Source organism: Croceicoccus esteveae (assembly GCF_031846435.1).
Classification (GTDB): domain Bacteria; phylum Pseudomonadota; class Alphaproteobacteria; order Sphingomonadales; family Sphingomonadaceae; genus Croceicoccus; species Croceicoccus esteveae.
In genome coordinates this window covers 469,329-494,850 of record NZ_JAVRHS010000002.1, presented here as the reverse complement: position 1 = coordinate 494,850, position 25,522 = coordinate 469,329, and the positions used below count along the sequence as shown (strand labels likewise).

At 61.6% G+C, this 25,522-nt stretch carries 28 protein-coding genes; 10 read left to right on the top strand and 18 right to left on the bottom strand.

Annotated features, from left to right (window positions below; translation table 11 throughout):
- Positions 1–2: 2 nt before the first annotated feature.
- From nusB to RM533_RS05240, 5 genes are all read right to left on the bottom strand, one after another.
- Complete coding sequence (gene nusB, locus RM533_RS05260; protein WP_311340138.1) at positions 3–476, bottom strand: transcription antitermination factor NusB; 474 nt, start codon at positions 474–476, stop codon at positions 3–5.
- Positions 473–994 carry a DUF1993 domain-containing protein gene (locus tag RM533_RS05255; protein WP_311340137.1) on the bottom strand — a complete coding sequence of 174 codons (522 nt, stop codon included), beginning with the start codon at positions 992–994 and terminating at the stop codon, positions 473–475. Before RM533_RS05255 ends, nusB begins: the two co-directional genes overlap by 4 nt.
- The gene (gene hisD / locus RM533_RS05250) at positions 991–2,295 is read right to left on the bottom strand and encodes a histidinol dehydrogenase (RefSeq protein ID WP_311340136.1); all 1,305 of its coding nucleotides are present in this window, start codon (positions 2,293–2,295) and stop codon (positions 991–993) included. Before hisD ends, RM533_RS05255 begins: the two co-directional genes overlap by 4 nt.
- A complete protein-coding gene (gene hisG, locus RM533_RS05245) occupies positions 2,295–2,957 on the bottom strand; it encodes an ATP phosphoribosyltransferase (protein WP_311340135.1) in 663 nt (220 codons plus the stop codon). Before hisG ends, hisD begins: the two co-directional genes overlap by 1 nt.
- Before the next feature lie 91 nt (positions 2,958–3,048).
- The gene (locus RM533_RS05240; protein ID WP_311340134.1) at positions 3,049–3,378 is read right to left on the bottom strand and encodes a BolA family protein; all 330 of its coding nucleotides are present in this window, start codon (positions 3,376–3,378) and stop codon (positions 3,049–3,051) included.
- Positions 3,379–3,446: 68 nt separating this feature from the next.
- On the opposite strand from RM533_RS05240, the gene RM533_RS05235 reads away from it, so the two are divergent.
- The 3 genes from RM533_RS05235 to RM533_RS05225 all read left to right on the top strand — a co-directional run bounded on the left by RM533_RS05235 (position 3,447) and on the right by RM533_RS05225 (position 6,684).
- Positions 3,447–4,052: a J domain-containing protein gene (locus tag RM533_RS05235; RefSeq protein WP_311340181.1), complete on the top strand. Its 606-nt coding sequence runs from the start codon at positions 3,447–3,449 to the stop codon at positions 4,050–4,052.
- Positions 4,053–4,139: 87 nt separating this feature from the next.
- Positions 4,140–5,129 carry an AAA family ATPase gene (locus tag RM533_RS05230; RefSeq protein ID WP_311340133.1) on the top strand — a complete coding sequence of 330 codons (990 nt, stop codon included), beginning with the start codon at positions 4,140–4,142 and terminating at the stop codon, positions 5,127–5,129.
- A gap of 124 nt (positions 5,130–5,253) precedes the next feature.
- The gene (locus RM533_RS05225; protein WP_311340132.1) at positions 5,254–6,684 is read left to right on the top strand and encodes an MATE family efflux transporter; all 1,431 of its coding nucleotides are present in this window, start codon (positions 5,254–5,256) and stop codon (positions 6,682–6,684) included.
- Here the strand turns inward: RM533_RS05225 and truA are convergent.
- Together truA and fmt are read right to left on the bottom strand one after the other, a co-directional pair.
- A complete protein-coding gene (gene truA / locus RM533_RS05220) occupies positions 6,666–7,415 on the bottom strand; it encodes a tRNA pseudouridine(38-40) synthase TruA (RefSeq protein ID WP_311340131.1) in 750 nt (249 codons plus the stop codon). The genes RM533_RS05225 and truA overlap by 19 nt on opposite strands.
- Positions 7,412–8,317, bottom strand: a complete 906-nt coding sequence (fmt, locus tag RM533_RS05215) for a methionyl-tRNA formyltransferase (RefSeq protein ID WP_311340130.1) — start codon at positions 8,315–8,317, stop codon at positions 7,412–7,414. Before fmt ends, truA begins: the two co-directional genes overlap by 4 nt.
- A gap of 47 nt (positions 8,318–8,364) precedes the next feature.
- Between fmt and recR the strand changes: the two genes are divergently transcribed.
- The 3 genes from recR (at position 8,365) to RM533_RS05200 (ending at position 11,460) form a co-directional block, all read left to right on the top strand.
- Entirely contained in the window at positions 8,365–8,991 is a 627-nt protein-coding gene (recR, locus tag RM533_RS05210; RefSeq protein WP_311340129.1) for a recombination mediator RecR, read from the top strand.
- A gap of 91 nt (positions 8,992–9,082) precedes the next feature.
- Positions 9,083–9,649 (top strand): peptide deformylase, encoded by a 567-nt coding sequence (locus RM533_RS05205; RefSeq protein WP_311340180.1) that lies wholly within the window; start codon positions 9,083–9,085, stop codon positions 9,647–9,649.
- An 83-nt stretch (positions 9,650–9,732) separates the two neighbouring features.
- Complete coding sequence (locus tag RM533_RS05200) at positions 9,733–11,460, top strand: DNA recombination protein RmuC (protein WP_311340128.1); 1,728 nt, start codon at positions 9,733–9,735, stop codon at positions 11,458–11,460.
- Here the strand turns inward: RM533_RS05200 and RM533_RS05195 are convergent.
- From RM533_RS05195 to RM533_RS05165, 7 genes are all read right to left on the bottom strand, one after another.
- Complete coding sequence (locus tag RM533_RS05195) at positions 11,421–12,230, bottom strand: TrmH family RNA methyltransferase (RefSeq protein ID WP_311340127.1); 810 nt, start codon at positions 12,228–12,230, stop codon at positions 11,421–11,423. The two genes, RM533_RS05200 and RM533_RS05195, sit on opposite strands and share 40 nt — an antisense overlap.
- 22 nt (positions 12,231–12,252) lie before the next feature.
- Positions 12,253–12,531, bottom strand: coding sequence for an HPr family phosphocarrier protein (locus RM533_RS05190; protein ID WP_432265035.1), 279 nt, complete (start codon positions 12,529–12,531; stop codon positions 12,253–12,255).
- Positions 12,532–12,545: 14 nt separating this feature from the next.
- Complete coding sequence (locus tag RM533_RS05185) at positions 12,546–12,956, bottom strand: PTS sugar transporter subunit IIA (protein WP_311340125.1); 411 nt, start codon at positions 12,954–12,956, stop codon at positions 12,546–12,548.
- 91 nt (positions 12,957–13,047) lie between these two features.
- Positions 13,048–13,956, bottom strand: a complete 909-nt coding sequence (rapZ, locus tag RM533_RS05180) for an RNase adapter RapZ (protein WP_311340124.1) — start codon at positions 13,954–13,956, stop codon at positions 13,048–13,050.
- Positions 13,956–14,489 carry an HPr kinase/phosphorylase gene (locus RM533_RS05175; RefSeq protein WP_311340123.1) on the bottom strand — a complete coding sequence of 178 codons (534 nt, stop codon included), beginning with the start codon at positions 14,487–14,489 and terminating at the stop codon, positions 13,956–13,958. Before RM533_RS05175 ends, rapZ begins: the two co-directional genes overlap by 1 nt.
- Positions 14,486–16,222 (bottom strand): ATP-binding protein, encoded by a 1,737-nt coding sequence (locus RM533_RS05170; RefSeq protein WP_311340122.1) that lies wholly within the window; start codon positions 16,220–16,222, stop codon positions 14,486–14,488. Before RM533_RS05170 ends, RM533_RS05175 begins: the two co-directional genes overlap by 4 nt.
- Entirely contained in the window at positions 16,191–16,901 is a 711-nt protein-coding gene (locus RM533_RS05165) for a response regulator transcription factor (RefSeq protein WP_311340121.1), read from the bottom strand. Before RM533_RS05165 ends, RM533_RS05170 begins: the two co-directional genes overlap by 32 nt.
- 445 nt (positions 16,902–17,346) lie before the next feature.
- On the opposite strand from RM533_RS05165, the gene RM533_RS05160 reads away from it, so the two are divergent.
- Complete coding sequence (locus tag RM533_RS05160; protein WP_311340120.1) at positions 17,347–18,927, top strand: phosphoenolpyruvate carboxykinase; 1,581 nt, start codon at positions 17,347–17,349, stop codon at positions 18,925–18,927.
- A gap of 70 nt (positions 18,928–18,997) precedes the next feature.
- Here RM533_RS05160 and RM533_RS05155 read toward each other — a convergent pair whose 3' ends face one another.
- Positions 18,998–19,408, bottom strand: coding sequence for a DUF3597 domain-containing protein (locus RM533_RS05155; RefSeq protein ID WP_311340119.1), 411 nt, complete (start codon positions 19,406–19,408; stop codon positions 18,998–19,000).
- A 148-nt stretch (positions 19,409–19,556) separates the two neighbouring features.
- Here RM533_RS05155 and RM533_RS05150 point away from each other — a divergent pair, with 148 nt between their 5' ends.
- The 3 genes from RM533_RS05150 (at position 19,557) to RM533_RS05140 (ending at position 22,273) form a co-directional block, all read left to right on the top strand.
- Entirely contained in the window at positions 19,557–19,754 is a 198-nt protein-coding gene (locus tag RM533_RS05150; RefSeq protein ID WP_311340118.1) for a hypothetical protein, read from the top strand.
- 144 nt (positions 19,755–19,898) lie between these two features.
- Positions 19,899–21,380, top strand: a complete 1,482-nt coding sequence (locus RM533_RS05145) for a SulP family inorganic anion transporter (protein ID WP_311340117.1) — start codon at positions 19,899–19,901, stop codon at positions 21,378–21,380.
- Complete coding sequence (locus RM533_RS05140; protein WP_311340116.1) at positions 21,377–22,273, top strand: universal stress protein; 897 nt, start codon at positions 21,377–21,379, stop codon at positions 22,271–22,273. Before RM533_RS05145 ends, RM533_RS05140 begins: the two co-directional genes overlap by 4 nt.
- Before the next feature lie 63 nt (positions 22,274–22,336).
- Here the strand turns inward: RM533_RS05140 and RM533_RS05135 are convergent, their stop codons facing one another.
- From RM533_RS05135 to RM533_RS05125, 3 genes are read right to left on the bottom strand one after another with little or no spacing between them, the layout of a single operon-like run.
- Positions 22,337–22,891: a hypothetical protein gene (locus RM533_RS05135; RefSeq protein WP_311340115.1), complete on the bottom strand. Its 555-nt coding sequence runs from the start codon at positions 22,889–22,891 to the stop codon at positions 22,337–22,339.
- Positions 22,892–22,922: 31 nt separating this feature from the next.
- Complete coding sequence (locus RM533_RS05130) at positions 22,923–24,182, bottom strand: dihydroorotase (RefSeq protein WP_311340114.1); 1,260 nt, start codon at positions 24,180–24,182, stop codon at positions 22,923–22,925.
- Positions 24,179–25,324, bottom strand: a complete 1,146-nt coding sequence (locus tag RM533_RS05125) for an aspartate carbamoyltransferase catalytic subunit (RefSeq protein WP_311340113.1) — start codon at positions 25,322–25,324, stop codon at positions 24,179–24,181. Before RM533_RS05125 ends, RM533_RS05130 begins: the two co-directional genes overlap by 4 nt.
- Positions 25,325–25,522: the final 198 nt, after the last annotated feature.

The following is a 25,522-nucleotide window of genomic DNA, read 5'->3' as shown; positions in this document are numbered from 1 at the left end:
GATCAGCCGCGCACTTCCTTGCCGATTGCGTCCAGCAGGCCGTTTACAAAATTGGCTTCCCGCTGGTCGAAGAAGGCGTGAGCAACATCGAGATATTCCGTGATCACGCTGGGCAGGGGCACATCAGGCCGGGCGATCAGTTCATAAGTGCCGCAGCGCAGGATCTGCAGCATGGTCCGGTCGAGCCGCGCCAGCGCCCAACCCTTGGCCAGTCGTGCCGCGATGGTGCGGTCGATTTCCTCGCGGCGGGCATCGACTCCCTTTACCACATCGTCGAAGAACGCGACTTCGGCGTCGGCATACTGGGCATCCTCGATCTCGCGGCCCAACCGATGCTGATGAAACTCGTTCAGCAGACGGGTTACCGGCGCATGCTCCATGTCCAGCTGGTAAAGGGCCTGCACCGCTGCAAGGCGCGCAGCAGAGCGCGATCGGGAACGCTTGCCGGAGCTTTCACGGGCAGCAGGTTCGGTCACTGCCTTTTCCAGACAAGGCCGAGGTAATCAAGTTTGCCAATTTTGACGCCCATATGCCTGAGGATCGCATAGGCAGTCGTTGTGTGAAAATACACGTTGGGCTGCGAAAACGAGAACAGGAAGTTTTCACCCGTAAACGGCATCGCAAAATCATTGTACCGAAATTCTACATGCCGGTCATGCAAGGCGTTGAACTCGGTCGGGTCGACTGCCTCCAGCTCGGCAATCGTCTGCGCCAGCAGTTCTGCTGCTTCGTCAAGCGTAGCAGGCCCGTCCATCGACGATGGTGAAAATGTGCCGGCACGTATGCCCTCGATTGCGCCAACAGAATGGCTGCGTATCGATTTCACCTGATAGGCAAGCGGCGCCATATCGTCAGTCAGCCGGGCATTCACAAGCTCGGCCTGCGATATTGCGCCTGTCTCGACATGTTGCTGCGCCTTGCCGATCATGGAATGTGCAGAGCGGGCAAGCTGCACCCACTGCGGCACCAATGCGCGGTGTAGGGAAATGCTCATCGATGTTCTCCTTGTGGCAGCCGGATGGCGACAGAGCGCGCGTGGGCCGGCAAGCCTTCCGCTTCTGCAAGCGCAATGGCCGCAGGGCCGATGGCGGCCAGCGCCGGTGCGTCGAGCTCGATGAAGCTGGTGCGCTTCATGAAATCCAGCACTGACAATCCGCTGGCGAAACGCGCGCGCCTGCCGGTGGGCAGGACGTGATTGGGGCCGGCAATGTAATCTCCGACCGCTTCGGGAGTGTGCCGCCCCATGAACACGGATCCTGCGTGACGGATCGTGTCGAGGAACGGCTCTGGATCGGCAATGGCAAGCTCGACATGCTCTGCTGCGAGCGCATTGGCAAGCTCCGCAGCCTCTGCAAGGGAGGCGATGGTGATGATCACGCCATGATCCTCCCAGCTGCGCTGCGCGACCTGCGCTGAGGCAAGGCCACGCAGTTGAGCCATGACAGCAGCCTCCACCGCATCTGCAAGCGCCGTGCTGTCGGTGATGAGGATGGCCTGCGCCAAGGGATCGTGTTCTGCCTGGCTCAAAAGGTCAGCAGCGATATGCGCCGGATCGTTTGCGCCATCGGCAATGACGAGGATTTCGGAAGGCCCGGCCACCATGTCGATCCCGACCGTTCCATAAAGCTGCCGCTTGGCTTCCGCCACCCATGCGTTGCCGGGACCGGTCACGACATCGACAGCGGCGATGCGCTGCGTGCCATGTGCCAGCGCAGCGATTGCCTGTGCACCGCCAACGCGCCAGATCTCGTCCACCTGAGCGACATGCGCAGCCGCCAGCACCAGCGGATTGATCGCGCCTTTGGGGGTCGGGGTCGCCACCACGAGCCGGGACACGCCAGCAACGCGTGCAGGAATGGCGTTCATCAGCAAGGAGGATGGATAGGCCGCCCTCCCGCCCGGTACATAAAGCCCGGCTGCGTCTACCGCGCGCCATCTTGCGCCAAGCCGCACGCCGTCAGCGTCGCGGTAGTCGCGATCCTCGGGCAATTGCGCGCGGTGGTATGCAGCGATCCTGTCGGCAGCGAGGTGCAGCGCAGCGCGCAGCGCCGGCTCCAGTGCGGCATGCGCGCGCGCGCATTCTTCAGGAGCAATACGCCAGTCGGCATCGGTCTCCAGCCGGTGATCGTCAAACCGGCTGGTATAATCGGCAAGTGCTTCATCGCCATGCGCTTTTACGTTGGCGATGATCCTGGCCACATCCTGCGCGACATCGGCGCCGCTATCCCGTCGATCCGCAACGATGCTGGCAAAAGCCTTTGCAAAGCCGGGAGCGCTGCTTTCCAGCCGCTGCATCAGGCTGCCTGCCGGTGGGTGGCAAGCGCGCGGAACCGTTCGACAAGCGGACCGAGCCGCGCGCTGTCTGTCTTGAAGGCGACGCGGTTGACGATGAGCCGGGCCGATACGGGCAGGATCGTTGCCGTCTCCACCATGCCATTGTCCTTCAATGTCTGACCGGTAGAAACCAGATCCACGATGCGGCTGGCAAGACCGAGCGACGGGGCAAGCTCCATCGCGCCGTTCAGCTTCACGCATTCTGCCTGAACACCTCTTGCCTCGAACCAGCGGCGCGTGATGTTGGGATATTTTGTGGCGATTCGCAGATGGCTGGCACTGGCAAGATCGCAGGCTGCGTCCACGGGTTCTGCTATGGCAAGATGGCAATGCCCGATATCAAGATCGACGGGCGCGTAAAGGTCGGAATAGCCAAACTCCTCGATCACGTCGGACCCTACGATGCCTGCCTGCGCGGCGCCATGCGCGACAAAGGTGGCAACATCGAAGGCCCGCACGCGGATCAGCCTGATGGTGCTGTCTTCGCACGCAAAACTGAGCGCGCGATTGGCCTTGTCGTGGAAACCCGCTTCGGGAACGATGCCAGCCTGCGCCATCAGCGGGAGGGCTTCGTCAAGGATACGCCCCTTGGGAATGGCAAAGGTCAACGGTGCTGTGGTCATGTTCTGGCCTTAGTCGCGCCAGCCACGCGGTGCAATCCAGCCATGCTGCGTGAGCCGCAGCCGAGCGGGGCATCGTGAGCTACAAGGTCGCTCAGGAAAACTCCCCCGGTGCACCGGCCCGGATCGCCATGGCATGCACCCGCTCACCCGGCAGGTCGCCCAAGGCTCTGTTCACGGCGCGCTGGCGATCCAGCCGCGACAGTCCTGCCAGTGATTCGGCTTCGATCAGGATAGAAAAATGCGATTCGCCGGTGCCATCGTCACCTGTGTGGCCAGAATGCGCAGCGCTGTCGTTGGTAACGACCAGTCGTGCGGGGCTTAACGCGGCGACAAGGCGGTTCTCGATCTCGGCAGCGATGGTGCCGGGCGCTTGTTCATAGGCATTCATACCGGGTGACTTTCGTAAAAACCGCAGCGTCATGCCGCGGACAGGCTGTTCTTCGCTGCCAAGGCTTCAAATCTGCACGGACGCATCTCATGTCAATGACCATGTCCCGACACAAGTTTCACGGCCGTCATGAAAATGCCGGCGCCACATGTCAGGCGCCCGGCTGCACCGAGGCAGGCGAGTTTCGCGCGCCCGGTGCCCGCCGGTCCAGCTTCGACGGACCGGGAGACTGGCTCTGGTTCTGTCTTGAACATGTCCGGCAGTTCAATGCCGGTTATGACTTTTTCAAGGGGATGAGCGCAGACGAGATACTGGATGCACAATCGCCAGTCGCGGGCTGGCGCAGCAGTCGCGCATATGATGCACATGCCAGCGTCGACAGTGTGCCGCGCTGGGCGGATTACCATGATCCGCTCGAGGCGATTGCAGCGCGTGCCCGGCTGGCGCGCGAACGCAAGGCGCAGGACCGCCACCCGCAGCAGCGATACCGGGCCAATGCGCATCGCGGCCTGTCAGCCGAAGATCGGCAGGCATTGCACGTGCTGGGACTGGCACCCGATACAGACCGTCCGCAACTGCGTCGCCGCTATTCTGAACTGGTGCGTCGATACCATCCCGATCGCAACGGCGGGGACCGCAGCCATGAACATCGCCTGCAGCAGGTGGTCACCGCCTATCAGCACCTGCGGCGCAGCCGTTTCGGCTGATCTGTCCGTATCGGCCTTGGCCTTTCAAGCAAGCACGACTTTTGGCGGTTGCAGCTTGGCTCTGCTGTGGCTAACCGCTGATCTGCAATGAACGATCTGATCCAGAACACCAACAGCCACGAAACCGCGCTTGCCGCGCCTGACGTGCAGGTTGACGTGCGCGAAACCTTCGGCATCGACATCGACATGAAGGTTCCCGCCTTCAGTATCGCCGACGAGCGGGTGCCCGACCTCGACGCCAATTACGTGTTCGACCCCGACACCACGCTGGCCATCCTTGCCGGGTTTGCACACAACCGCCGTGTGATGGTGCAGGGCTATCATGGCACTGGCAAATCGACGCATATCGAACAGGTCGCCGCCCGGTTGAAATGGCCGTGCGTCCGCATCAATCTTGATGCGCACATCAGCAGGATTGACCTCGTCGGGCGAGATGCCATCGTGCTTCGCGACGGATTGCAGGTGACGGAGTTTCGCGAAGGCTTGCTTCCGTGGGCGTTTCAGACTCCGACAGCGCTGGTGTTCGACGAATATGACGCCGGACGTCCGGATGTGATGTTCGTGATCCAGCGCGTGCTCGAGACATCGGGCAAATTGACCTTGCTGGACCAGAACCGTGTCATCCGGCCCAATCCGTGGTTCCGCCTGTTCGCCACTGCCAATACAGTCGGCCTTGGCGATACCAGCGGGCTTTACCATGGCACGCAGGCGATCAACCAGGGACAGATGGACCGCTGGAATATCGTGGTTGGGCTCAACTACCTGCCCGAAGCCACCGAGGTCCGCATCGTCGAAGCGCAAGTCGAGGGAGCCGATCCTCTCATGGTGCGCAAGATGGTGCAGGTCGCTGACCTTACGCGCCAAGGCTTTATCAACGGCGATATTTCAACAGTCGCTTCCCCCCGGACAGTCATCAGCTGGGCGCAGAATGCACATATTTTCGGCGATGTCGGATTTGCGTTCCGCCTGTCCTTTCTCAACAAATGCGACGAGACAGAGCGGATGCTGGTCGCGGAATATTATCAACGGGTGTTCGGCACCGAATTGCCCGAAAGTGTCGTGGGGCGGGCAGCCTGATCTGCAAGAAGAATGTGCCGGGCTGCAGGCATCCGGGCTCGCTGCACAAACATCGCCGCACAGAGAATTCGCCGCTTGTTGACGCTCGCTCGGTAGCGCCAGCTGTCATGATATCTGCGCAAGGATGAGTGCAGATGTTGATCAGCACAAGCGGGCAAGCGAGCAGGAGCCTGCAGGCGCGGTACTGTTGCATCTGGTTCGACAGGCAGCACCGTTGATGGTCGGTGTGGCCGCAATCATGTCGGTCGGCATAATTGACGCCTATTACCTTGGCCAGTTGGGCGCTGCCGAGCTTGCCGCTGTCAGCTTCATCTTTCCTGTCACGACTGCGCTCTCCAGCCTTGGGGTCGGTGTCATGGCCGGAGTGAGTTCCGTTGTCAGCAGGGCGCTGGGCAGGGGTGATGCGGCACATGCCCGCAGCCTGGCAATGCTCGGCGTTGCAAGTTCCCTTTGCCTGGGCGTGGCAGTGGCAGGATTGCTTTACCTGCTGCGCATGCCGCTTTTCCAGCTGCTTCAGGCGCAGGATGATCTGCTCCCGCTTATCGACGCCTATATGGTGCCTTATGCCTTGTTCTACCCTATCCAACTGATGATGATGGGAGCAAATGGCGCCTTGCGCGGCCAAGGTGCGGCCAAACGCTCCATGGCGATCCTCATCCTGTTTGCGGCCGTGAACTGGGTGCTCGATCCGCTTCTGATCCATGGCGAGCTTGCGTTGGTCGGAACTGAGGCTGGTGGTGTTCAGATCGCGCCACTGGGAGTTGGCGGGGCCGCATATGCATCTGCCGGCGGCTTCATCTGTGCTGCGGCGCTTGCCTATGTATTGTTGTTCAAGAGCCGCATCGGCCTGTCTCTGGCTGCCCTGCGCACCATTGCCACAAAGGACGCGCTGGCGCTGGCGCGGGTTACCGGTCCGGCGGCTTTTTCAAATGCGATCAATCCGGTCGGGTTGGCGGTGCTGACCGGTTTTCTTGCTGCCGAAGGCCAGGCAGCGGTTGCAGGCTTCGGCGCAGCCGGACGATTGCAGAGCTTTGCCGTGGTTCCGCTCCTTGGTCTGTCGGGAGCCATCGGTGCGATCGTCGGGCAGAACTGGGGCGCGCAGGAATATGGACGGATCCGCAAGGCTGCAATCGCGGCAGGCGGGTTCTGCCTTGCCTATGGATTGGCCGTTGCACTTATCCTTTTTCTTGCGCGTGGGCCGCTGGCCCGCATTTTCACCGGCGACGCAGCGGTGATCGGTGCAATGACTCGCTACATCGAGATCGGGGTGTGGGGTTATGCTGGATACGGCCTGCTGATCGTCTCGAACGGAGCGTTGAACGCGGTTGACAAGGCAGGCTTTGCATTGCTGCAATCGACAGGCAGGGTGTTGCTGTTGATGATGCCGATTGCCTGGCTTGTGCAGCCCTATTTGGGCGGCGAGGCAATCTACCTGGCCGAGCTTGCGGCCAATCTCGTCGGCGGGGGCTTTGCGGCACTCGTCACCTGGCTGCTGTTGGTGCGGCGGCCGCGCGCAACCGGCGCAAAGACACACGGTCAGCCAGCGACGGCATAGACCGCTTCTTTGAAATACAGCCCGTGCGCAGGCGCATTGAGGCCAAGCCGCTGGCGATTGCGTGCGGCAAGTGCGGCTCCCAAATCGTCTATCGTCCATCGACCCATGCCAACCAGCGCGACGCAACCGACCATCGACCGGACCTGATGATGCAGGAAACTGCGCGCCGCGGCGTGGATCATGATGTCCTCTCCTGATCGCTCCACCTGCAACAGGGACAGCGATTTGACCGGACTTTGCGATTGGCAGTGGACGGAGCGAAAGGTGGTAAAATCATGCGTTCCGATCAGTATTTGCGCAGCCGCCTGCATCTGCTCTTCATCGAGTGGCGGTGCGACTTGCCAGGCACGGCCAGCCGACAAGGCAAGCGGCGCGCGGCGGTTGCAGATGCGGTAAAGATAGCGCCGCTCGATGCAGGAGAAACGCGCGTGCCATGCGTCGGCCACAATCTGGCAACCGATTACCGCGATCGGCTGTGGGCGCAACCGGGCGTTGAGCGCCTCCATCATCTGAAACGCGCTCAGCGGTTTTTCCACGTCGATATGCGCGCGCATCGCAATCGCGTGCACACCGGCATCAGTCCGCCCTGCCGCCTGCATCCGCACATCTTCCTGCGTGATGGCGGCGGCGGCGGTTTCGATGGCCTGCTGGACTGACGGGCCATGCTTCTGCCTTTGCAGCCCCATGAAAGGCGTGCCGTCGAACTCCAGCGTCAGCGCAAAGCGAGTCACCGGATCTCGGTCCCTGCCGGGATCGGTCTGCCGCGCAGCATGTCGGCCACGTCCATGACAGGCTTGCCCGCACGTTGCACCAGCGTAGGCCGCAGCGCACCGAACTTGCACGCGATCGTCAACACATCGTCAAGCACGGTGGCGACCGGGCCTTCGCGGCCGATCACCTCTGCCTCCAGTACACGGATTCGCTCTCCGGCCAGTTCGAAGAACGCACCGGGGCGCGGTGAAAAGGCACGCACCTGCCGCCCCAGCGCTTCTGCACCTTGGTCAAAATCGAGCCGTGCCTCGCTTTTGTCGATCTTGGGTGCATATGTCACGCCCAGCGTGGGTTGCGGATCGCGCCGGACATGTGGCAGCTGCGCCAGCACTTCGACCATGGCCGCAGCACCCATATGCGCGATCTCCTCTGTCAAAGTGCCTGCATCCTTGCGTCCTGTTCGAGTGGTGCGGGTGACGATCATCGGCCCGGTGTCCAGCCCTTTCTCCATCTGCATGATGGTCACGCCCGTCGTCTGATCACCCGCCAGGATTGCCCGTTGCACAGGCGCTGCCCCGCGCCACCTCGGCAGGACGGAGCCGTGCACATTGATGCAGCCATGCACTGGTGCCGCAAGAACGGCGGCCGGCAGGATGAGGCCGTATGCCGCAACCACTGCGACATCTGCTCCCAACGCTGCAAACTCCGCTTGTTCTCCTGCGCCCTTCAGCGTGACCGGCGTGCACACCGGGATACCGTTATCCTGCGCCACGATCTGCACCGGCGATGGCTGCAGCTTCTTGCCGCGACCTGCCCGTCGGGGCGGCTGCGCATAAACGGCGAGGACATCGTGACCAGCGTTCAGGATCGCCTCCAGCGTGGGCACGGCGAAGGCGGGGGTACCCATGAAAATGATGCGCATGGTGTGCAGGCTTCCTTATCGGCGGGGCAATCCCTATCTGCGGCGCGATGGCATCGCAAGAGATCGAAGCATTGGCCGGCGCGCTGGCCAGACTGCCGGGGCTGGGGCCGCGCTCTGCGCGCAGGGCTGTCCTGTGGCTGATCAAGCGCCGGCAAAACGCGCTGCCGGAGCTGTTGCACAGCCTTGAAGCGGTGCGCACCACTCTGGTTGAATGTCATCTTTGCGGCAATGTCGATACATGTGATCCGTGCGGTATCTGCGCCGACCCACGCCGGGACCGTCGCCTGCTCTGCGTGGTGGAGGATGTGGCCGATCTGTGGGCACTCGATCGGGCGCGGCTGTTTGCAGGGCGATACCACGTGCTGGGAGGGCGGCTGTCCGCACTTGATGGTGTGCGTCCCGAGGATCTGTCGATCGGTCGCTTGCTTGAACGGATCGACATGCGCGGCCAGACAGGCGGGGAAAGTGGCGACGAAAGCCACATCGAGGAGGTCGTGCTGGCGATGAATGCGACGCTGGAGGGGCAGACGACCGCACATTACATCGCCGAGCGGCTGGAAAACCGGCCGGTGCGGGTAACCCAGCTTGCACACGGGCTGCCAGTGGGCGGAGAGCTGGATTATCTTGACGAGGGTACGCTTGCACAGGCCCTGCGCGCGCGCCGACCCGTCTGATTGTTTCTGCCCGTTTGATTTTTTCTGATCGCGTGAATGTTAACTCGGCTGTGGCTTGTCGAGGCGAGCCAGGCGCACTATCATGAAGCTTATGGCCATTCGCGAAATCATTGAAGTACCCGATCCGTTGCTGAAACAGGTTTCCAGGCCTGTCGAAAGCTTCGACGACACGCTCAGAACCCTGGTCGAAGACATGTTTGAAACCATGTATGACGCACCCGGCATCGGCTTGGCGGCAATCCAGGTCGGTGTGCCACTGCGCGTGCTGGTGATCGATCTGCAGGAGCCGGATGGCGACGCACCAGCGCAGGACTGCGATGATCATGGCTGCGGTCACGACCACCGACCGGTGAAGAAATTGCCGCGCGTCTTCATCAATCCTGAAATAACCGATCCGTCGGACGAGCGGCAGGGTTATACCGAGGGCTGCCTGTCGCTTCCCGAGATATATGCCGAGGTGGAACGACCGGCTCGCGTCCGCGCCAGATGGCAGGACCTTGACGGCAAGACGCATGAAGAAGATCTGGACGGGTTGATGGCTATCTGTCTTCAGCACGAGATGGATCATCTCGAAGGTATTGTGTTTATAGATCATCTTTCTCGCCTGAAGCGGCAGATGGCCTTGAAGAAGCTCGACAAGCTGCGCAAGGCGGCGTGATGCAGAACAGGTGCCGCAACGCCCTCGGGGGCTAGTCGGCAAAAGGTCTTGCGACCCCCATCGTTCACTGTATGTTCGGAACGATGGATCTGATCATTGCAATCATCATCATCGCCGCGCTTCTTATCGGAGCAGCGGCGGGCTGGTTCGTCGGAGCAAAGTCCAGCGCCGCCTGGCGCGACCGCCATGCCGAGGCGGAAACGCGCGCCAGGGATCTGGACGATCGCTTTCGTGCCGCCATCGGTGAGCTGGCAACGATGAGCGAGCGTGCGGCACGGGCCGGCGAACTGGAGCAGCGCCTGCTTGATCGCGAAGAACGTCTGCGCGATGCTCAGGCGCAGGTTGCAGGCCTGCGCAGCGAAACCGTTGAACGAAGCAACAGCGCCGAAACGCTGCGCAGCGACATCGCCAACCTGCGCGCCAGCCTTCTGGAAAGCGATGCTGCCCGCCACAAGGCAGAACGGCTGGTCGCCCAGCAGCAAAGCGGAGCCGAGGAAAAAGAACAGGCAGCGCGCTTGCGTGACAAGGAGCGGGAAGAAGCTTTTGCCCGTGAATACGGCCGCTTGGCAGAAGCGGAGGAAAAGCTGCAGACCAAGTTCAACGAAATCGCGGAAAAGCTGCTTGCAGGAGCGCAGAACCGCTTCATGGAGCGCGCAAAGACCGATTTTGATGCGCTCAACAAGGAAAGCCTGGCAGCGCTTGAAAAGAAAGTGGCGCCGGTTGGTGAGACGCTGGACCGTTACCGCAAGCGCATGGAGGAAATCGAGAAGAACAACGCTTCGGGTTTCGAGCAGCTCAAAGGCGTTATTGGCGAGGTTCGAGCGGGGCAGGACCGGGTGCTCGAAGGCGCGAACCGCATTGCCACCACGCTGCGCGGTGCGACCAAGGCGCGGGGCGATTGGGGCGAATTGCAGTTGCAAAACCTGCTGGAAAGCTGCGGCCTTTACGACAAGGCGGATTTCAATGCCCAGTTCAGCGTTGCGGGGGATGACGGGGCTTTGCGCCCGGACGCCATAATCAACATTCCAGGCGGTCGGCGCCTGGTCGTTGACGTCAAGAACGTGTTCAACACCTATGCGCGGGCCAATGAAGCCGACACCGAAGAGGAGCGGCAGGAACTGCTGCGCGGTCATGCGCGTGAGGTGCGGACACATATCGATGCGCTGTCGGCGAAGCGATATCAGGATTTCGTGAAGGGCTCGGCGGATTTCGTGATCATGTTCATTCCGGGTGAACATGTGCTCTATGCCGCGCTGACGCAGGATAACAATCTACTGGATTATGCCTTGAAGCGGCAAGTGGTGCTTGCCTCGCCACTCAATTTCATGTCCATTGCGTTGACTGTCGCAACCGTGTGGCGGCAGGCAGGAGTGCAGGCGGACGCGACCGAAATCGCCGAACTCGGCAAGCAGCTTTACGATCGCCTGTCTGTTGTGGCGCGCCATATTTCAAGTCTGCGTAAAAGCCTTCAATCCACAAATCAGCATTTTGACGCACTGGTGGGATCGTTTGACACCAATTTGCGAAAAACCGGGGAGCGGTTCGAGGAGTTGTCGATCGACACCACGGCAAGAGAGCTCCACGAAGCTGCGCCGCTCAATTCGATCCCGCGCCGCCTGGGCAATTTCCCGGATCCGGATCAGGACGCTGCCGAGCTACAACCCGGTTCCACTGCCAGTGAAGGGGAGATCGGTGAAGGGGAGATCAGCGACAGGCAGATCAGCGACAGGTCGATGAGTGACAGGTCGATAAGTGACGGGCAAATGCCGGATCAGCCCCTATCGCGACAAAGCACGGCAACGGCCTCATAGGAAAGCACGGCTCCTGCAATGGCGGCGTTGAGGCTGTCGGCGCGGCCATGCATGGGGATGGTGACGCGCAGGTCGCACTCGTCTTCAAGATCCTGAGGAAGCCCGCGCGACTCGTTGCCAACCATGACGAAGCAGGGGCTTTGGTAGGGAGCCCCGCGGTACTCTTGCGCATTGCGCAGCGATGCACCGACGAGTTGGCCGGGGCCGCTGCGAAGCCATTCTCGAAAATCGCTCCACGGGGCGACTGCCAGGGGTACAGTGAAGATCGCGCCCATGCTGGCGCGCACCGCTTCAACGGAAAACGGATCGGCGCAACCGTCGACAAGCACCAGCCCGCCAGCCCCCACAGCATCGGCCGTTCGCAGCATGGTGCCCAGATTGCCCGGGTCACGCATCGCCTGCGTAACAAGAACAATCGATGACGAACTGCGGTCGATCCGGTTCAGTGCTGTATCAAATTCATCAAAGACACCGCAGACGGCTTGTGGATTGTCTTTGCCGGTAACCTTGGTCAGCGCTGCTTCGGAGAGTTCCAGAACCCTGCCACCGCCTGCCGCAACCTCGCCAATAAGAGTGTCGAGCAGGGGATGCGGGTCACGCGATGCCGCCATGGCGAGGATGACAGGCAGATGCCCGGTGACACGCGCATCTGTAAGCAGGCGCAACCCTTCGGCCATGAAACGCCTCTCGCGCCGGCGATGCTTCTTGTCGCGCAAAGAACGCAGATATTTTACAGCCGGGTTGGACAGGCCGGTGATGGGCTCGATCATGAGTGCAGCAACATCCGCGCGATCAGTTCTCGCCGAAATGATCGGCCACCAATGCGCAAAGCTTCTCAAGCGCATCCTGCGCATGAGCGCCGCTGGTCACGATTTCGATGGTATCGCCGCGGGCGGCGCCAAGCATCATCAGCCCAAGAATTGATCCGCCGGCAGCACTGTTGTTGTCACGCACCACTTTCACGTTGGTGCCGGCGGGCAATTCCTGCACCAGATTGACAAATCTCGCGCTGGCGCGGGCATGCAGGCCGCGCTGATTGACAACTTCGACAACACGCCGCGCTGTGGGGATCGGGGTCGCCTCTCTCATCTTGACGCCTCCTGGTCCAGATATTGTGACGCAATGGTGATGTAATTGCGCCCGGCTTCCCGCGCGGCAAGTATTGCCTCGGTAATTGGCGTATCCCTGCGTAACCCGGCCAATCGTATCAACATGGGCAGGTTCAACCCCGCGATCACTTCCACCGTCCCTGCCTGCAGGAGCGATATGGCCAGATTGGAAGGCGTTCCGCCGAACAGATCGGTAAGGATGATGACGCCGCGGCCATCGTTTACCTGAACGATCGCTTCCCTGATTTGCGCGCGTCGCGCTTCCATGTCGTCATTGGGACCGATGCACACCGGCACAATCCTGTCCTGCGGACCGACGACATGCTCCATTGCATGGACGAACTCCTGCGCAAGGTCGCCATGGGTTACGAGTATCAGCCCGATCATTTCTCTTCTCGCATTTGTCCACAGCATCAGTCTGAAGCCCTGCACCGTGCAGGTGGAGCGATACTGCGGCCTTGCCTTGCCGTCCACCGCATCACCCTGTGTCCTCCTTGAGATCACCGGTAGGCAAGTCAAGGTCACGATGCAGGGTGACGGGATGATACCCTGCATCGCGCAGGACGCAGGCCATGGTTTGCGCGCTGAACACGGAGCGATGCCGGCCACCGGTGCAGCCAAATGCCATATTGAGATAGCTTCTGCCCTGCGCCTCATAAAGCGGCAGCAAAGTCAGGACGAGGTCGCGGATGCGGGCAAATGCTTGCGACCAGGCGGGATCATTGCGGATGTGATCGGCCACAGCCTCGTCGCGGCCATCAAGCAGGCGCAGCGCATCGACCCAATAAGGGTTGTCAAGGAAGCGCATGTCAAAGACGAGATCGGCGACAGGTGGCATGCCACGCGAAAAGCCGAAGCTGGAGACCGTCACGGTGGTACGCTGCGCGATCTCAAGGCTGAACGATGCCCGGATCGTCTTTTCAAGCTGATGGGCCGAAAGGCGGGTCGTCGATATGATCATGTCGGACCAGCCCCGCAGCGGCTCCACAAGATCGCGTTCTGTTGCAATACCCGCCGCCACAGGGCGCTGAGCGGCAAGTGGGTGGCGCCGCCGGGTTTCATTATAGCGCCGTTCCAGTTCGTCAGACGCGCAATCCAGAAACAGGGTCGAAAAGGAAGCCACACCCTGTTTGGCAATGGCCTGCACTTCGATGATGAGAGCAGCAGGATCAAATTCGGGTGTGCGTGCGTCAAGCCCGATCGCCAGCGGCGCCGGGGCGGGCACGTGAGGCGGCTTGCGGAGAAGCTGTGACAACAGGCGGGCAGGGAAATTGTCGATCGGCTGCCAGCCAAGATCCTCAAGCGTGCGCAGTGCAGTCGTCTTGCCCGCTCCCAGCATGCCGGTGACCAACAGCACCCGAGTTCTGACCTGAGCGTCGTCGGCCATCAGCCTTTTCCGAGATCGTGCGATCCGCCCGCTGGTACAGATCCGTCCTTGCCCATGGCGACCGTTCTAGCCAATTTTCCATGAAGCGACAGGGCCAATTCGGTCCGGATCGGCAGGTTTGCAGCATCGGGCGAAAGGCTGATGCAGGGCAGAACGGTCGCGGCGCGCACCACCTGCGGTGCCTGTTCGACATAGCGCGGTGCCTGCACGTCGAGGCGAATGACCAGCGCGACGGGCGCTTCTGTCACTGGCAAGGTGATGATCCCGACATTGCGAACCTCGATCATGCCGCGCGTGTTGGGATGCGGCACCGCCCACAACATACCATTACGCCGGCACAGCAGCACGCCATCATCGCCGATCAGGACGGCGCCGCGATCAATCAGGCCCAGTGCCAGCGACGATTTGCCTGCTCCCGGGTCCCCCTCTATCAGGATCGCACGGCGCGCTATTGCAAGCGCTGTCGCCTGGTGGGGTACGCATTCGTCACGCACCGTCCGGTTGCCATCCGCAGCGCCCGGTGTGCACATCATGTCGTCATGGCTGGCAGGGTAATCACCATTTCGGCGCCGGGGGCTTCATCCTTGCGGTCGCGCACGTGGATACTGCCGCCGTGGCCAATGACGATCGCGCGGGCAATCGCAAGGCCAAGTCCGCTGTGCGAACCGAAGCTGTCCTCGTCCGGGCGATGAGAATGGAAGCGTTCGAAGATCCTTTCCCGGTCCGCAGGCTCTATTCCGGGGCCATCGTCCGTCACAGTCATTTCAACCCAGTCGCGGCGCTCATTGAAAGCAACCACGACCGAACCTTGCGGCGGCGAGAAGCTGGCCGCATTGTCGATGAGGTTTTCCAGGACCCGCTCAAGCCTTGCGGCATCGCCTGTCACCATCGTTGCGCTTGCCGGTGCACCCCGGACGGCAAAGGAGAGTTGCCGCTCTTCTCCGATCCGCGTGGCAGCGGTGCGGCCGCCAATGACGCTTTGTGCGAGTGCGAACAGGTCGACCGGCAGGAAAGTGGCACGGCTCAGTTCCGCATCCACCCGATTTGCATCGGCGATTTCGGTGATGAGCCGGTCGATCCTTCGCACGTCCTGCTGGGCAATATCCATCAGTTGGGAGCGGAGATCGGGATCGTCGACATTCGTCAACGTCTCGAGCGCAGAGCGAAGCGACGCCAGCGGGTTCTTCAACTCGTGGCTGACATCTGCGGCAAAGGCTTCGCCTGCGTCGATGCGTTCGCGCAAGGCACCGGTCATGTCCGACAATGCCCGCGCGAGCAGGCCGATCTCGTCCCCCCGTTCCGGCAGGCGCGGCACCACCACTTCGCGCTCCCGGCCCAGCCGCACCCGCGCCGCTGCCCCGGCCAGCAGCTTGAGCGGCTGAACGATAGTGCGCGCAAGGAACAGCGACATCTGCACCGACAGCAGAATGACCAGCGCAAGCACGATGAGCAAGGTCTGCCGTGCAGAGCGGATCGCCTGCGTGATGTCGGTTGCATTGCGCAGCGTCAGTACGGTTTCACCCTGCGCTCCGTAAGGTGCGGCCGCAGTGATGACGGGTGTGCGATCGGGTGCGTAGCGCAGCCGCACGGCACCTGATCCCGCCTGTTCGGCAACGAAGATTTCGGCAAACTGATCCTTCTTGTGCGGAACGGCACGATCAACCGCGTCTGCTTGAGGTTCGTACGGCAGCACCGGCGGCGCACCGACAAGAAAATCGACGCCGCGATCAAGCCAGCGGGCAAACGCCTCGTCGGCTCCTGCTTCTGCCGGGTCGGCAAAGGCAAAGCTGGGCTCTGCGATCACGAAGCTGTCGGTCTGGAGCGCGCCTTTTGCATCGAAAGTGCGCAGGCGCAACTGCTGCTCGGCACCGATCCTGGCAAGCAGGGCTGCATGTTCGCTTGATGGGGCTTCTGCCAGAGCATTGGCAATGATCTCGACTTCGGAGCGTGCGAGCTTGAAGCGCTCTGCCAGCAATTGCTTGCGGTAGGAATCAAGGAAAAACAGCCCCCCGGCGAACAGTCCAACGATGAGGATATTGACCGCCAGAATGCGTGTGGTGAGTGAAAAGCCGCGGGTCCAGAACAGCGGGCTTGGACTGGCCGGCGCTGCTGTTCTGCTTGTATCTGCACCCTTGCGTCCGGCAAGGTTGAGGCTCACATCGATGTGGCTGGCATTCCGGTCCGGTGCAATCGTGTCAGCGCGACCTGACGCTTGGTCGCCGGGCGTCCGGGGATCAGTCGCCTGCAAAGCTGTAGCCTGCCCCATACAGCGTTGCGATGCCGGAAAAATCATCGTCCACATCTTTGAACTTGCGGCGCAACCTCTTGATATGGCTGTCGATCGTGCGATCGTCGACAAAAACGTCATCCTTGTAAGCGGCGTTCATCAGCTGGTCTCTCGTCTTCACTACCCCTGGCCGCTGCGCAAGCGCCTCCAGGATGAGAAATTCCGTGACCGTCAGCGATATTGCATGCCCGTCCCAGCTGACACAATGACGCTCCGGCTCAAGCACGAGGCGCCCGCGCACGATTTTCTCTGCGCTGCCGGGAGCTTCCGTGCCTGCCAGACGACGCCGGATCATCTCCTCGCGACGCAGCAGTGCATTGATACGGGCAATGAGGAGACGTTGCGAGAACGGCTTGGCGATGTAATCGTCAGCGCCTGTCGACAGGCCGAGCGCCTCGTCCTGCTCATCCGTTCGCGATGTCAGCAGTATCACCGGCAGAGTGGATTTCATCCGGAGGCGCCGCAACAGTTCCAGTCCGTCCATGCGCGGCATCTTGATGTCGCACACCACCAGGTCTGGCGGATTGTCGAGCAACGCATCAAGCGCGGCCGCGCCATCCAGATAGCTGCGTGTCTCGAAGCCTTCTGCCTGCAGCGCGATGGACAATCCGGTAAGAATGTTGCGATCGTCATCGACTAGGGCGACAGTGTGCGGCATTCGATGTGCTTTCCCTGAAGAACTGCTGTTGCCGTTGGCCTTGCACCACTGCACGGCCGGTCGATCAAGCGATCCGTTCGCCATGCGCCATATGCGCGCGGCGCAGGATTACCGCAATGGCCAGGCGGATGCCATGCATGTTCAGCAATTGTGGTTGCATGAGCTTGCCTTGAGACGCTTTGCCAATCCAATTGCAAGATGTCCCGTAATCAGGCGTTCCGACGTGCAATTTGACCAAAGCTGCACCTCAAGGTATGCGCAGGTCCGAGTCCGGCAGCAGGATCCGTCCGTTCGGCGCATGATCGCACGCAGGCAGAACGCCTTGCAGCACCATGTTTTTTCATCCGGCTGCGACCTGTTCTGCGTGTCGACCCGTTCAATCGACATCAAATGCCCGTTCTGTCTGCCCCTTCATGTCTTGGGCAATGATCTTAGGAGAATACGCGTGCCGCTGAACACTGCGTTGAGCATCGAAACTTCCGCAACCATCCACGGTAATCTCGGCACCGCCCAGCTTGTGGAACATGCGCTGGCAAATGGTGAAGGCAAGCTTGCCGCATCCGGCCCGCTGGTGGTGGAAACAGGGTCGCACACTGGACGGTCGGCCAAGGACAAGTTCATCGTCCGTGATGCCGAAACAGAAGACACGATCTGGTGGGGCAAGACCAATGTGTCGATGACGCCTGAACATTTCGCCAATCTGAAGGAGGATTTCTTCAAGGCGGTGGGCAAGCAGGACACCTTGTATGTCGCCGATCTGTTTGGTGGATCGCAGCCAGAATACCGGGTCAGCGTCCGCGTCATCAACGAGCTGGCATGGCATAATCTGTTCATCCGCACGCTGCTGGTGCGTCCTACAGAAGCCGAACTGGCCAAGTTTACGCCGGAATACACCATCATCGACCTGCCCAGCTTCCAGGCGGATCCCGAACGGCACGGCTCGCGCAGTGAAACGATCGTGGCGGTGAATTTCACCGAAAAGCTCGTCCTCATCGGTGGCACCCGTTACGCGGGCGAGATGAAGAAGAGCGTGTTCGGCATCCTCAATTACCTGCTGCCCCCGCGCAAGGTGATGCCGATGCATTGTTCGGCCAATATCGGCCCCGATGGCAAGACAGCGGTGTTCTTCGGCCTGTCCGGCACCGGCAAGACGACGCTGTCCGCCGATGCCAGCCGTACGCTGATCGGCGATGACGAACATGGCTGGTCGGACACGGCGGTCTTCAATTTCGAAGGCGGTTGCTACGCCAAGATGATCCGCCTGTCAGAGGAAGCGGAACCGGAGATCTACAACACGACGCGGCGCTTCGGTACGGTGTTGGAAAACGTGGTCATGGATCCGGATACCCGCGCGCTCGACCTCGATGACAATGCCCTGGCCGAGAACACACGCGGCGCCTATCCGCTGGAAGCAATTCCCAACACTTCTGCGGACAACATGGGCCCGGTGCCGTCCAACGTCATCATGCTGACTGCCGATGCCTTCGGTGTGCTGCCCCCGATTTCGCGCATGACACCGGATCAGGCCATGTACCACTTCCTGTCGGGCTATACCGCGAAAGTGGCAGGGACCGAGATCGGCGTGACCGAACCCGAAGCAACGTTCTCCACCTGCTTTGGCGCGCCGTTCATGCCGCGCCATCCTTCGGTATACGGCAACCTGCTGAAGGAGCGCATTGCCAAGGGCGGCGTGTCATGCTGGCTGGTCAACACCGGCTGGACCGGCGGCAAATATGGAACTGGCAGCCGCATGCCGATCAAGGCAACCCGTGCGTTGCTGAACGCGGCCCTGGACGGATCGCTGAACGATGCCGAGTTCCGCAAGGACCCCAACTTCGGTTTCGACGTGCCGGTTGCCGTCAATGGCGTGGACAGCAGCATTCTTGATCCGCGTTCGACCTGGGCCGACAAGGATGAGTACGACCGCACAGCCCAGAAGCTCGTCAAGCTGTTCGTCGACAATTTCGCCCAGTTCGAGGATCACGTGGACGAAGGCGTGCGCAAGGCGGCGCCAAGCGCCGCCTGATCTGGCGATTTTAACGAGGTACAAACGCCCCGGCCTGTGGTCAGGTCGGGGCGTTCGGCATTCAAGAGCATCAGTCCAGCATGGACGCCGGCACCCGGCCACCGTTTTTCGCAAGCTCCTTCATCGTTGCCTTGTGCAGCCAGATGTTGTCTTCCGCCGATCCTGAATAGTCGCTGCGCCCCAGTTCTTCGGCCAGTTCCTTGCGGTTGTCATAGCTGGAATCGATCCCCAGCAGCTTCATCAGGTCGACAATCGAACTGCGCCAGTTCAGATCCTGGCCTTCACCCCTTTTGCCAAGCCGTTCCTCGACATCGACTTCCTTGACCGGTGCGCGGCTGAAAGTGGTCGTGCGCGGTTGTGCAGCCGGTGGCGGCACAGCGCTGCGGGTTGACGGCGCTGTCGCTGTGCGAGTGGCGGTTTGCGTATCATCATTGTCGTCAGCGCCGAATATGGCGTCCTTGATCTTGCCGAAGATGCTCATGCACATGGTTCTTTCTTGATATGACCGGTTGCAGGATGGATCCGGTTGTCATCTGTGCCAGCGTTCAAGGCTTGCATTTTGTTCCTGCGCGATGCTTGCGTGCGTTCTTCCCTTTGTCACGGCGCCGCCATGTGGCTAATGTGGAATGATGCTGAACCTCGTCCTTTCTGTTTTAATGCTGGCTGGCATTCTCCTGCTGGTTGGTGCGTGGCTTGCGTTCAGGCAGAATGACATGAAACGCATGGCGCTGATGCTCGTGCTGGCGCTCGCCATAGGCGTCAATGTGGGGATCTGGACCTTGCCGTCAGATAGCGGCACCCCACCTGCCGAAGCGACGTTGCGATAAGGCACGACACCCTTGCGGTGCCAGCACGCGATCCTTACGGCTGCTCCGCACGCTTTTGGTTTCGACCGGCCGTCGGCCGGTGCTGTGTTTCAGTCGGACTGAAGGGTGGCTCTCTTCACCGCGGCTGCTTGCAAAGGTATCTTCATGCCCTCTCTTGACGCCATCAGCCGGGAATGGCTGTCATCGCCGCGCAAGGACGTGCTGGCCGGGCTGGTCGTGGCGCTGGCGCTGATCCCCGAAGCGATCGGCTTTTCGATCATTGCCGGAGTGGATCCCGCGATCGGCCTTTATGCCAGCTTCACCATTGCCGTCATCATTGCCTTTACCGGCGGACGCCCCGGCATGATTTCTGCCGCAACGGCAGCAGTGGCGGTGATCGTCGTGCCGCTGGTGCAGCAATATGGCGTCGGCTATCTGTTCGCTGCCACCATACTCATGGGCATCATCCAGATCATCGCCGGTTTCCTGCGCCTCGATCTGTTGATGCAATATGTCTCGCGCTCAGTGGTGACGGGGTTCGTGAACGCGCTCGCCATCCTCATCTTCATGGCGCAATGGCCGCAGCTGGTGGGCGTTGGCTGGGAAACCTACGCGCTCGTCGCTGCCGGGCTGGCGATAATCTATGGCCTGCCGCGGGTGACGCGGCTTGTACCATCGCCGTTGATTGCCATCGTCGTGCTGACCGCATTCACGATCTTTACCGGGACAAGGGTGTTCACCGTCGGCGACATGGGTGAACTGCCGCGCACAATGCCTTTCTTCGCGCTGCCCGATGTGCCGCTCACGCTTGAGACCCTGCGCATCATCCTGCCGTTCTCGCTGACCATGGCGGCGGTTGGCCTGCTGGAATCGATGCTGACCGCGCAGATCGTGGACGAACTGACCGACACCGGATCTGACAAGCGGCGCGAGATGAAGGGGCAGGGCATCGCCAATTTCTTCACCGGCTTTCTTGGCGGCATGGGCGGCTGCGCGATGATCGGGCAATCGGTCATCAATGTGAAGTCGGGCGGCTCGACCCGGCTGTCCGCGCTGACCGCCGGCGTGACGCTGCTGTTCCTGATTATCGTGCTTGGACCCTGGGTCGCGCAAATCCCCATGCCCAGCCTGGTGGCAGTCATGATCATGGTGTCGATCGGCACCTTTTCATGGCGGTCGATCCGCGATTTGCGCTTCAATCCCTGGCAGTCGAGCGTGGTGATGATCGTGACCGTCGCGGTGGTCGTGTGGACGCACAACCTTGCGCAGGGCGTGCTTGTCGGCGTGATCCTGTCAGGACTGTTCTTTGCCGGCAAGGTGACGCGCCTGTTCGACGTCGCATCGCAGCTGTCTCCCGATGGCCGTCATCGCACTTACAGCGTCGGTGGACAGCTGTTCTTTGCCAGCTCGGACCGCTTCATTTCGGCCTTCGATTTTTCAGAAGTGCTGGACCGCATCACGATCGACGTTTCTGCCGCGCATCTTTGGGATATCACCGGTGTCGACGTTCTCGACAAGGTCGTGCACCGGTTCCGCCGCGAAGGGGCAGAGGTGGACATCATCGGCCTCAACCCCGACAGTGCGCGCATGATCGAACGCTATGCAACGCACGACAAGGAAGCCGCCGCTGCCGGAGGAGCGCATTGACGAACGATCTCGCCAACGTTGAGGCGGCGGATGAAGAGTGCATCCTCGCCTGCATTGACGACTCGCCATACTCAGCGCCAGTCGTGCAACTGGCCGCATGGGCAGCGCAGCGGCTTGGCCTGCCGGTCGAGATCCTGCGCGTGGTGCAGCGACACGCGGCGGTAGCGCGCCGCCGGGACCTGTCGGGTGCGATCGGTCTCGGGGTGAAGAGCGCCCTCCTTGAAGAGCTTACCGAAATGGAGGAGCGTTCAGCCCGCCTGGAAGTCGAGCATGGTCGACTCCTGCTCGAGGCCGCGCGGGAAACAGCGCTTGCTGCTGGCGCGCCGTCGGTCCGGTTGCTGCATCGGCACGGTGGCATTGTAGAGACCATTCTGGAGCGCGAAGTACATGCGCGCTGCGTAGTCATCGGCCGGCGCGGGGCAAGTCACCGGTTTGCGCAAGGGCACATCGGGTCCAAGGTCGAGCGCGTCGTGCGTGCCAGCGACCGGCCAGTGCTGGTGGCCGGGCTCGACGGATCCGCGCCTCGGCATATCGTCATCGCCTATGACGGCAGCGAGGCGGCCGATCTGGCTATCGACCGCCTGCTGCAATCACCGGCTTTTGCCGGGCTGCCGGCGACGATGGTGACAGTGGGTGCCGATGATGCGGTGAACCGCCGCCTGCTCGATGAAGGCAGCGCGCGCCTTGCTGGCAGCTTTGCAGTGACAAGGCTGCTGGAGCGCGGTGATCCGGAAGAAGTGCTGCCCGCGATTGTAGCAAGGACACCGGGCGCCATGCTGGTGATGGGCGCTTATGGCCATTCGCCGCTGCGCAGCCTGATCGTGGGGTCGACCACCACCGCACTTGTGCGCACGGTCGAGGCGCCTGTCCTTTTGGTGCGCAAGCAACGCTGAAGCCATCTACAGCTTTGCATATCTGCCGGCCGGTTCGTGTGCGTTGGCAAACGCCAGGTCAGTTTACTCCGCGATCAATGTCTGTCCGGCAGTGCCGCCGGGCAAAGACAGGGCAGGCAGGATTGAAGGGTTGAGCGGGTAGGCCGATCCATCGTGAGAGAGCCGCACCGTTTTTCCTGCCGCACCACCCCCCGATACGCGAACGGCGAGATCGCGCCAGCCATTGCTGCTGCTGTCGAGCACGCGAACGGGCGGGCGGACGATGGTTGTCTGACTGATGGTGCGATAGAACCCGTTTTCCTGTTGCAGCACGAACAATGTACAGCCGCCGCTGCCGCACCACCCGCCGCTTTGTGCATACAGCAGCGTTTCAGCCACGCCGTCGCCATCAAGGTCAGCGCGGGCTGACTGGAACCGCTCCACCTGCAGTTCGGAGCGGGCAAATTGCGCCAAGGCGCTGCGATCAGCCGTTGCCTGCCCCACAGCCGCTGTCTTGCTGCCAGTAAGGACCGGGTCGCGTCGGGTCTGTTGCTGCGATACCGCGACAGCGTCGGAGGCAGAGCCGCCGGGAGGAGGAGAGCAGGCGGCAAGCGTCGCCATGCAGAGCGCAAGGGTCACGCCGCTTTTCTTCCTGCCATGCACGTCCGGTCTACTGCCCCACCTGCATGCCGCCCTTGAACAGAGCAGCTGTGCGGCCCTGCAGCGGCTGCCGGTCAAACGGCGTGTTACCTGCCTGCGCCTGCATGCGGTCCGAATCGACGATCCACGGCCGGTCCACATCCACGATGGCCACATCCGCTTCGTAACCTTTCTCAAGCACGCCTGCCGCAATGCCCAGAATGGTGGCAGGATTGGTGCAGAGCAGGGCGCAGACGCGCGGCAGGCCGATCAACCCGTCCCTCACCAGTGCAAGGGTGAGCGGAAGCAGCGTTTCGGCACCCGCCATACCGGGCGCTGCATCGGCAAAAGGCAGGCGCTTGTCTTCCGGTCCGCGTGGGTCATGGCCCGATGCAATCACGTCGATCGTGCCGTCGGCAAGCGCTTCACGCACAGCCTGCCGGTCTTCCTCGCTGCGCAGCGGGGGCGACAGGCGGGCAAAGGTGCGAAAATCCGCCATCGCGATATCAGAAAGCATGAAATGCGCAGGCGTGACGCCGCAGGTGACGCGCGTTCCGCCGGCCTTCGCCTTGCGGACCAGATCCAGCCCGGCGCGTGTCGTCACCTGCCTGATGTGCAGATGTACGCCGCTCATCGCTGCCAGCATCAGATCACGCGCAATTGCCAGCGCTTCTGCTTCGGCAGGCGCCGCAGGTAGGCCAAGGCGCGTCGCTATTTCGCCGGCTGTTGCGACTGCATCTCCTGCAAGCCCGGTATCTTCGGCATGGGTGATCACGGGAAGGTCAAGCATCGCTGCATATTGCATCACGCGCAACATCACGCCGCTATCCGCTATCCAGCTGCGGCCGGTTGCCACCGCCCTGGCGCCTGCTTCCTTCATCAGCGCCATTTCCGCCAGCTGCGTTCCAGCCAAGCCCCTGGTTGCGGCCGCCAAGGGGTGAACCCACAGGTCAGGTTTGCCAAAAGCAGCGGCAAAGCGCACGCGGGCAGGGTAATCGAGCGGGGGCGCCTGATCGGGCATCAGCGCGGCACGGGTGATACCGCCGAAATGAAAGGCAGGCTTGTCGATCTCGAACACGCCGAGATCGACAATACCGGGCATCACCACCATGCCACGCGCGTCGAATACGCGATGGCCAGCTGCACTGGTCTCACCGCTGTCTATCTGGCGGCTGGTGCCAACAATCCGATCACCTTGGCAAAGCAGAACAACCGGCGATGCGGCATCGCTGATGCCATCTGTGCACAGCAGCCGGCCATTCGTGATCGTCAGAGGGGGTGCAGGCTTCATGAGGGGTCCTGCGGCCTGTCCGCAGCCGCCGGATCGCCCACCGCTGCATTCCCCGCCGCCGGATCTCGCTCGGGCAAACGCCAGCCCGGCACATGCCGAGCCCGTCGGGTCAGAACGTCGAGGCAGGCCATGCGGATCGCGACACCCATCTCTACCTGTTGCGTGATTGCCGAGCGGCCAAGCATGTCTGCCACGACCGAATCGATCTCCACGCCGCGGTTCATGGGCCCGGGATGCATCACAAGCGCATGCGGCGCAGCCAGCGCCAGGCGTTCCGGCGTCAGGCCGTAGAGTGCGCGATATTCCCCTGCCGAGGGAATGAACGAGCCAGCCATTCGCTCCTGCTGAAGCCGCAGCATCATGACCACGTCCACACCCGCAATGGCAGCGTCAAAATTGTTGAACGGTTCCACTCGCATCCGTTCCATGGCGGCCGGCATCAGCGCAGGCGCCGCGCAGACGCGGATCTGCGCGCCAAGTGCGGACAGCAGCAGGATATTGGAACGCGCGACCCGGCTGTGCAGGATGTCGCCGCAGATCACGACCTTGAGCCCGGCAAAGCCTCCTGCGCCCTGTTCGTGCAGGGGCTTTGTGCCATCCGGCACGATGCGCCCCTGCATCCAGTGGCGCATCGTCAATGCGTCCAGCAAGGCTTGCGTGGGATGTTCATGGCGCCCGTCGCCTGCATTGATGACAGGGCAGTCGACCTTGTCCGCGATGAGCTGCACCGCGCCCGAACTGGCATGGCGGATGACGATCGCGTCGGCCCGCATCGCGTTCAATGTAGTGGCCGTATCGATCAGCGTTTCGCCTTTTTTCACGCTGGATGTGGCGGCATGCATATTGACGACATCAGCGCCCAACCGCTTTCCCGCAATCTCGAACGACAGAAGCGTGCGGGTGCTGTTTTCGAAAAAAGCGTTGATGATGGTGAGCCCGGCCAGCGTGTCCACATGTTTGTGGCGCTGGCGGTTCAATGCGACATATTGCTCCGCCTCATCCAGCAGATAAAGGATTTCCCAGGGCGCCAGGCTGGAGATGCCGACAAGATCCTTGTGCGGGAAAGCAGCCCTTCCGGCAGGATACTGATCAGCACGAACAGCAGGCGGTTGAGCAGGGTCGGGCAGGGGCGTGTCGCGCATCTGCCGCAATTCCTATCAATGCGGCTTGAACAGCGCAAGGAGCGTGCAAAGCCACCGTCATCGCCGTCAGCATCCTGTTGTGTCATTCGCATTTGCGGGCAGACCGGCAATTGCCTAATAAGGCGCGCAACCCGCTCCGGCTGGTGGCATCACGCAGCAAAGGCTTCTTTCCGGTTCGCCCCCGGGTACACGTCCGCT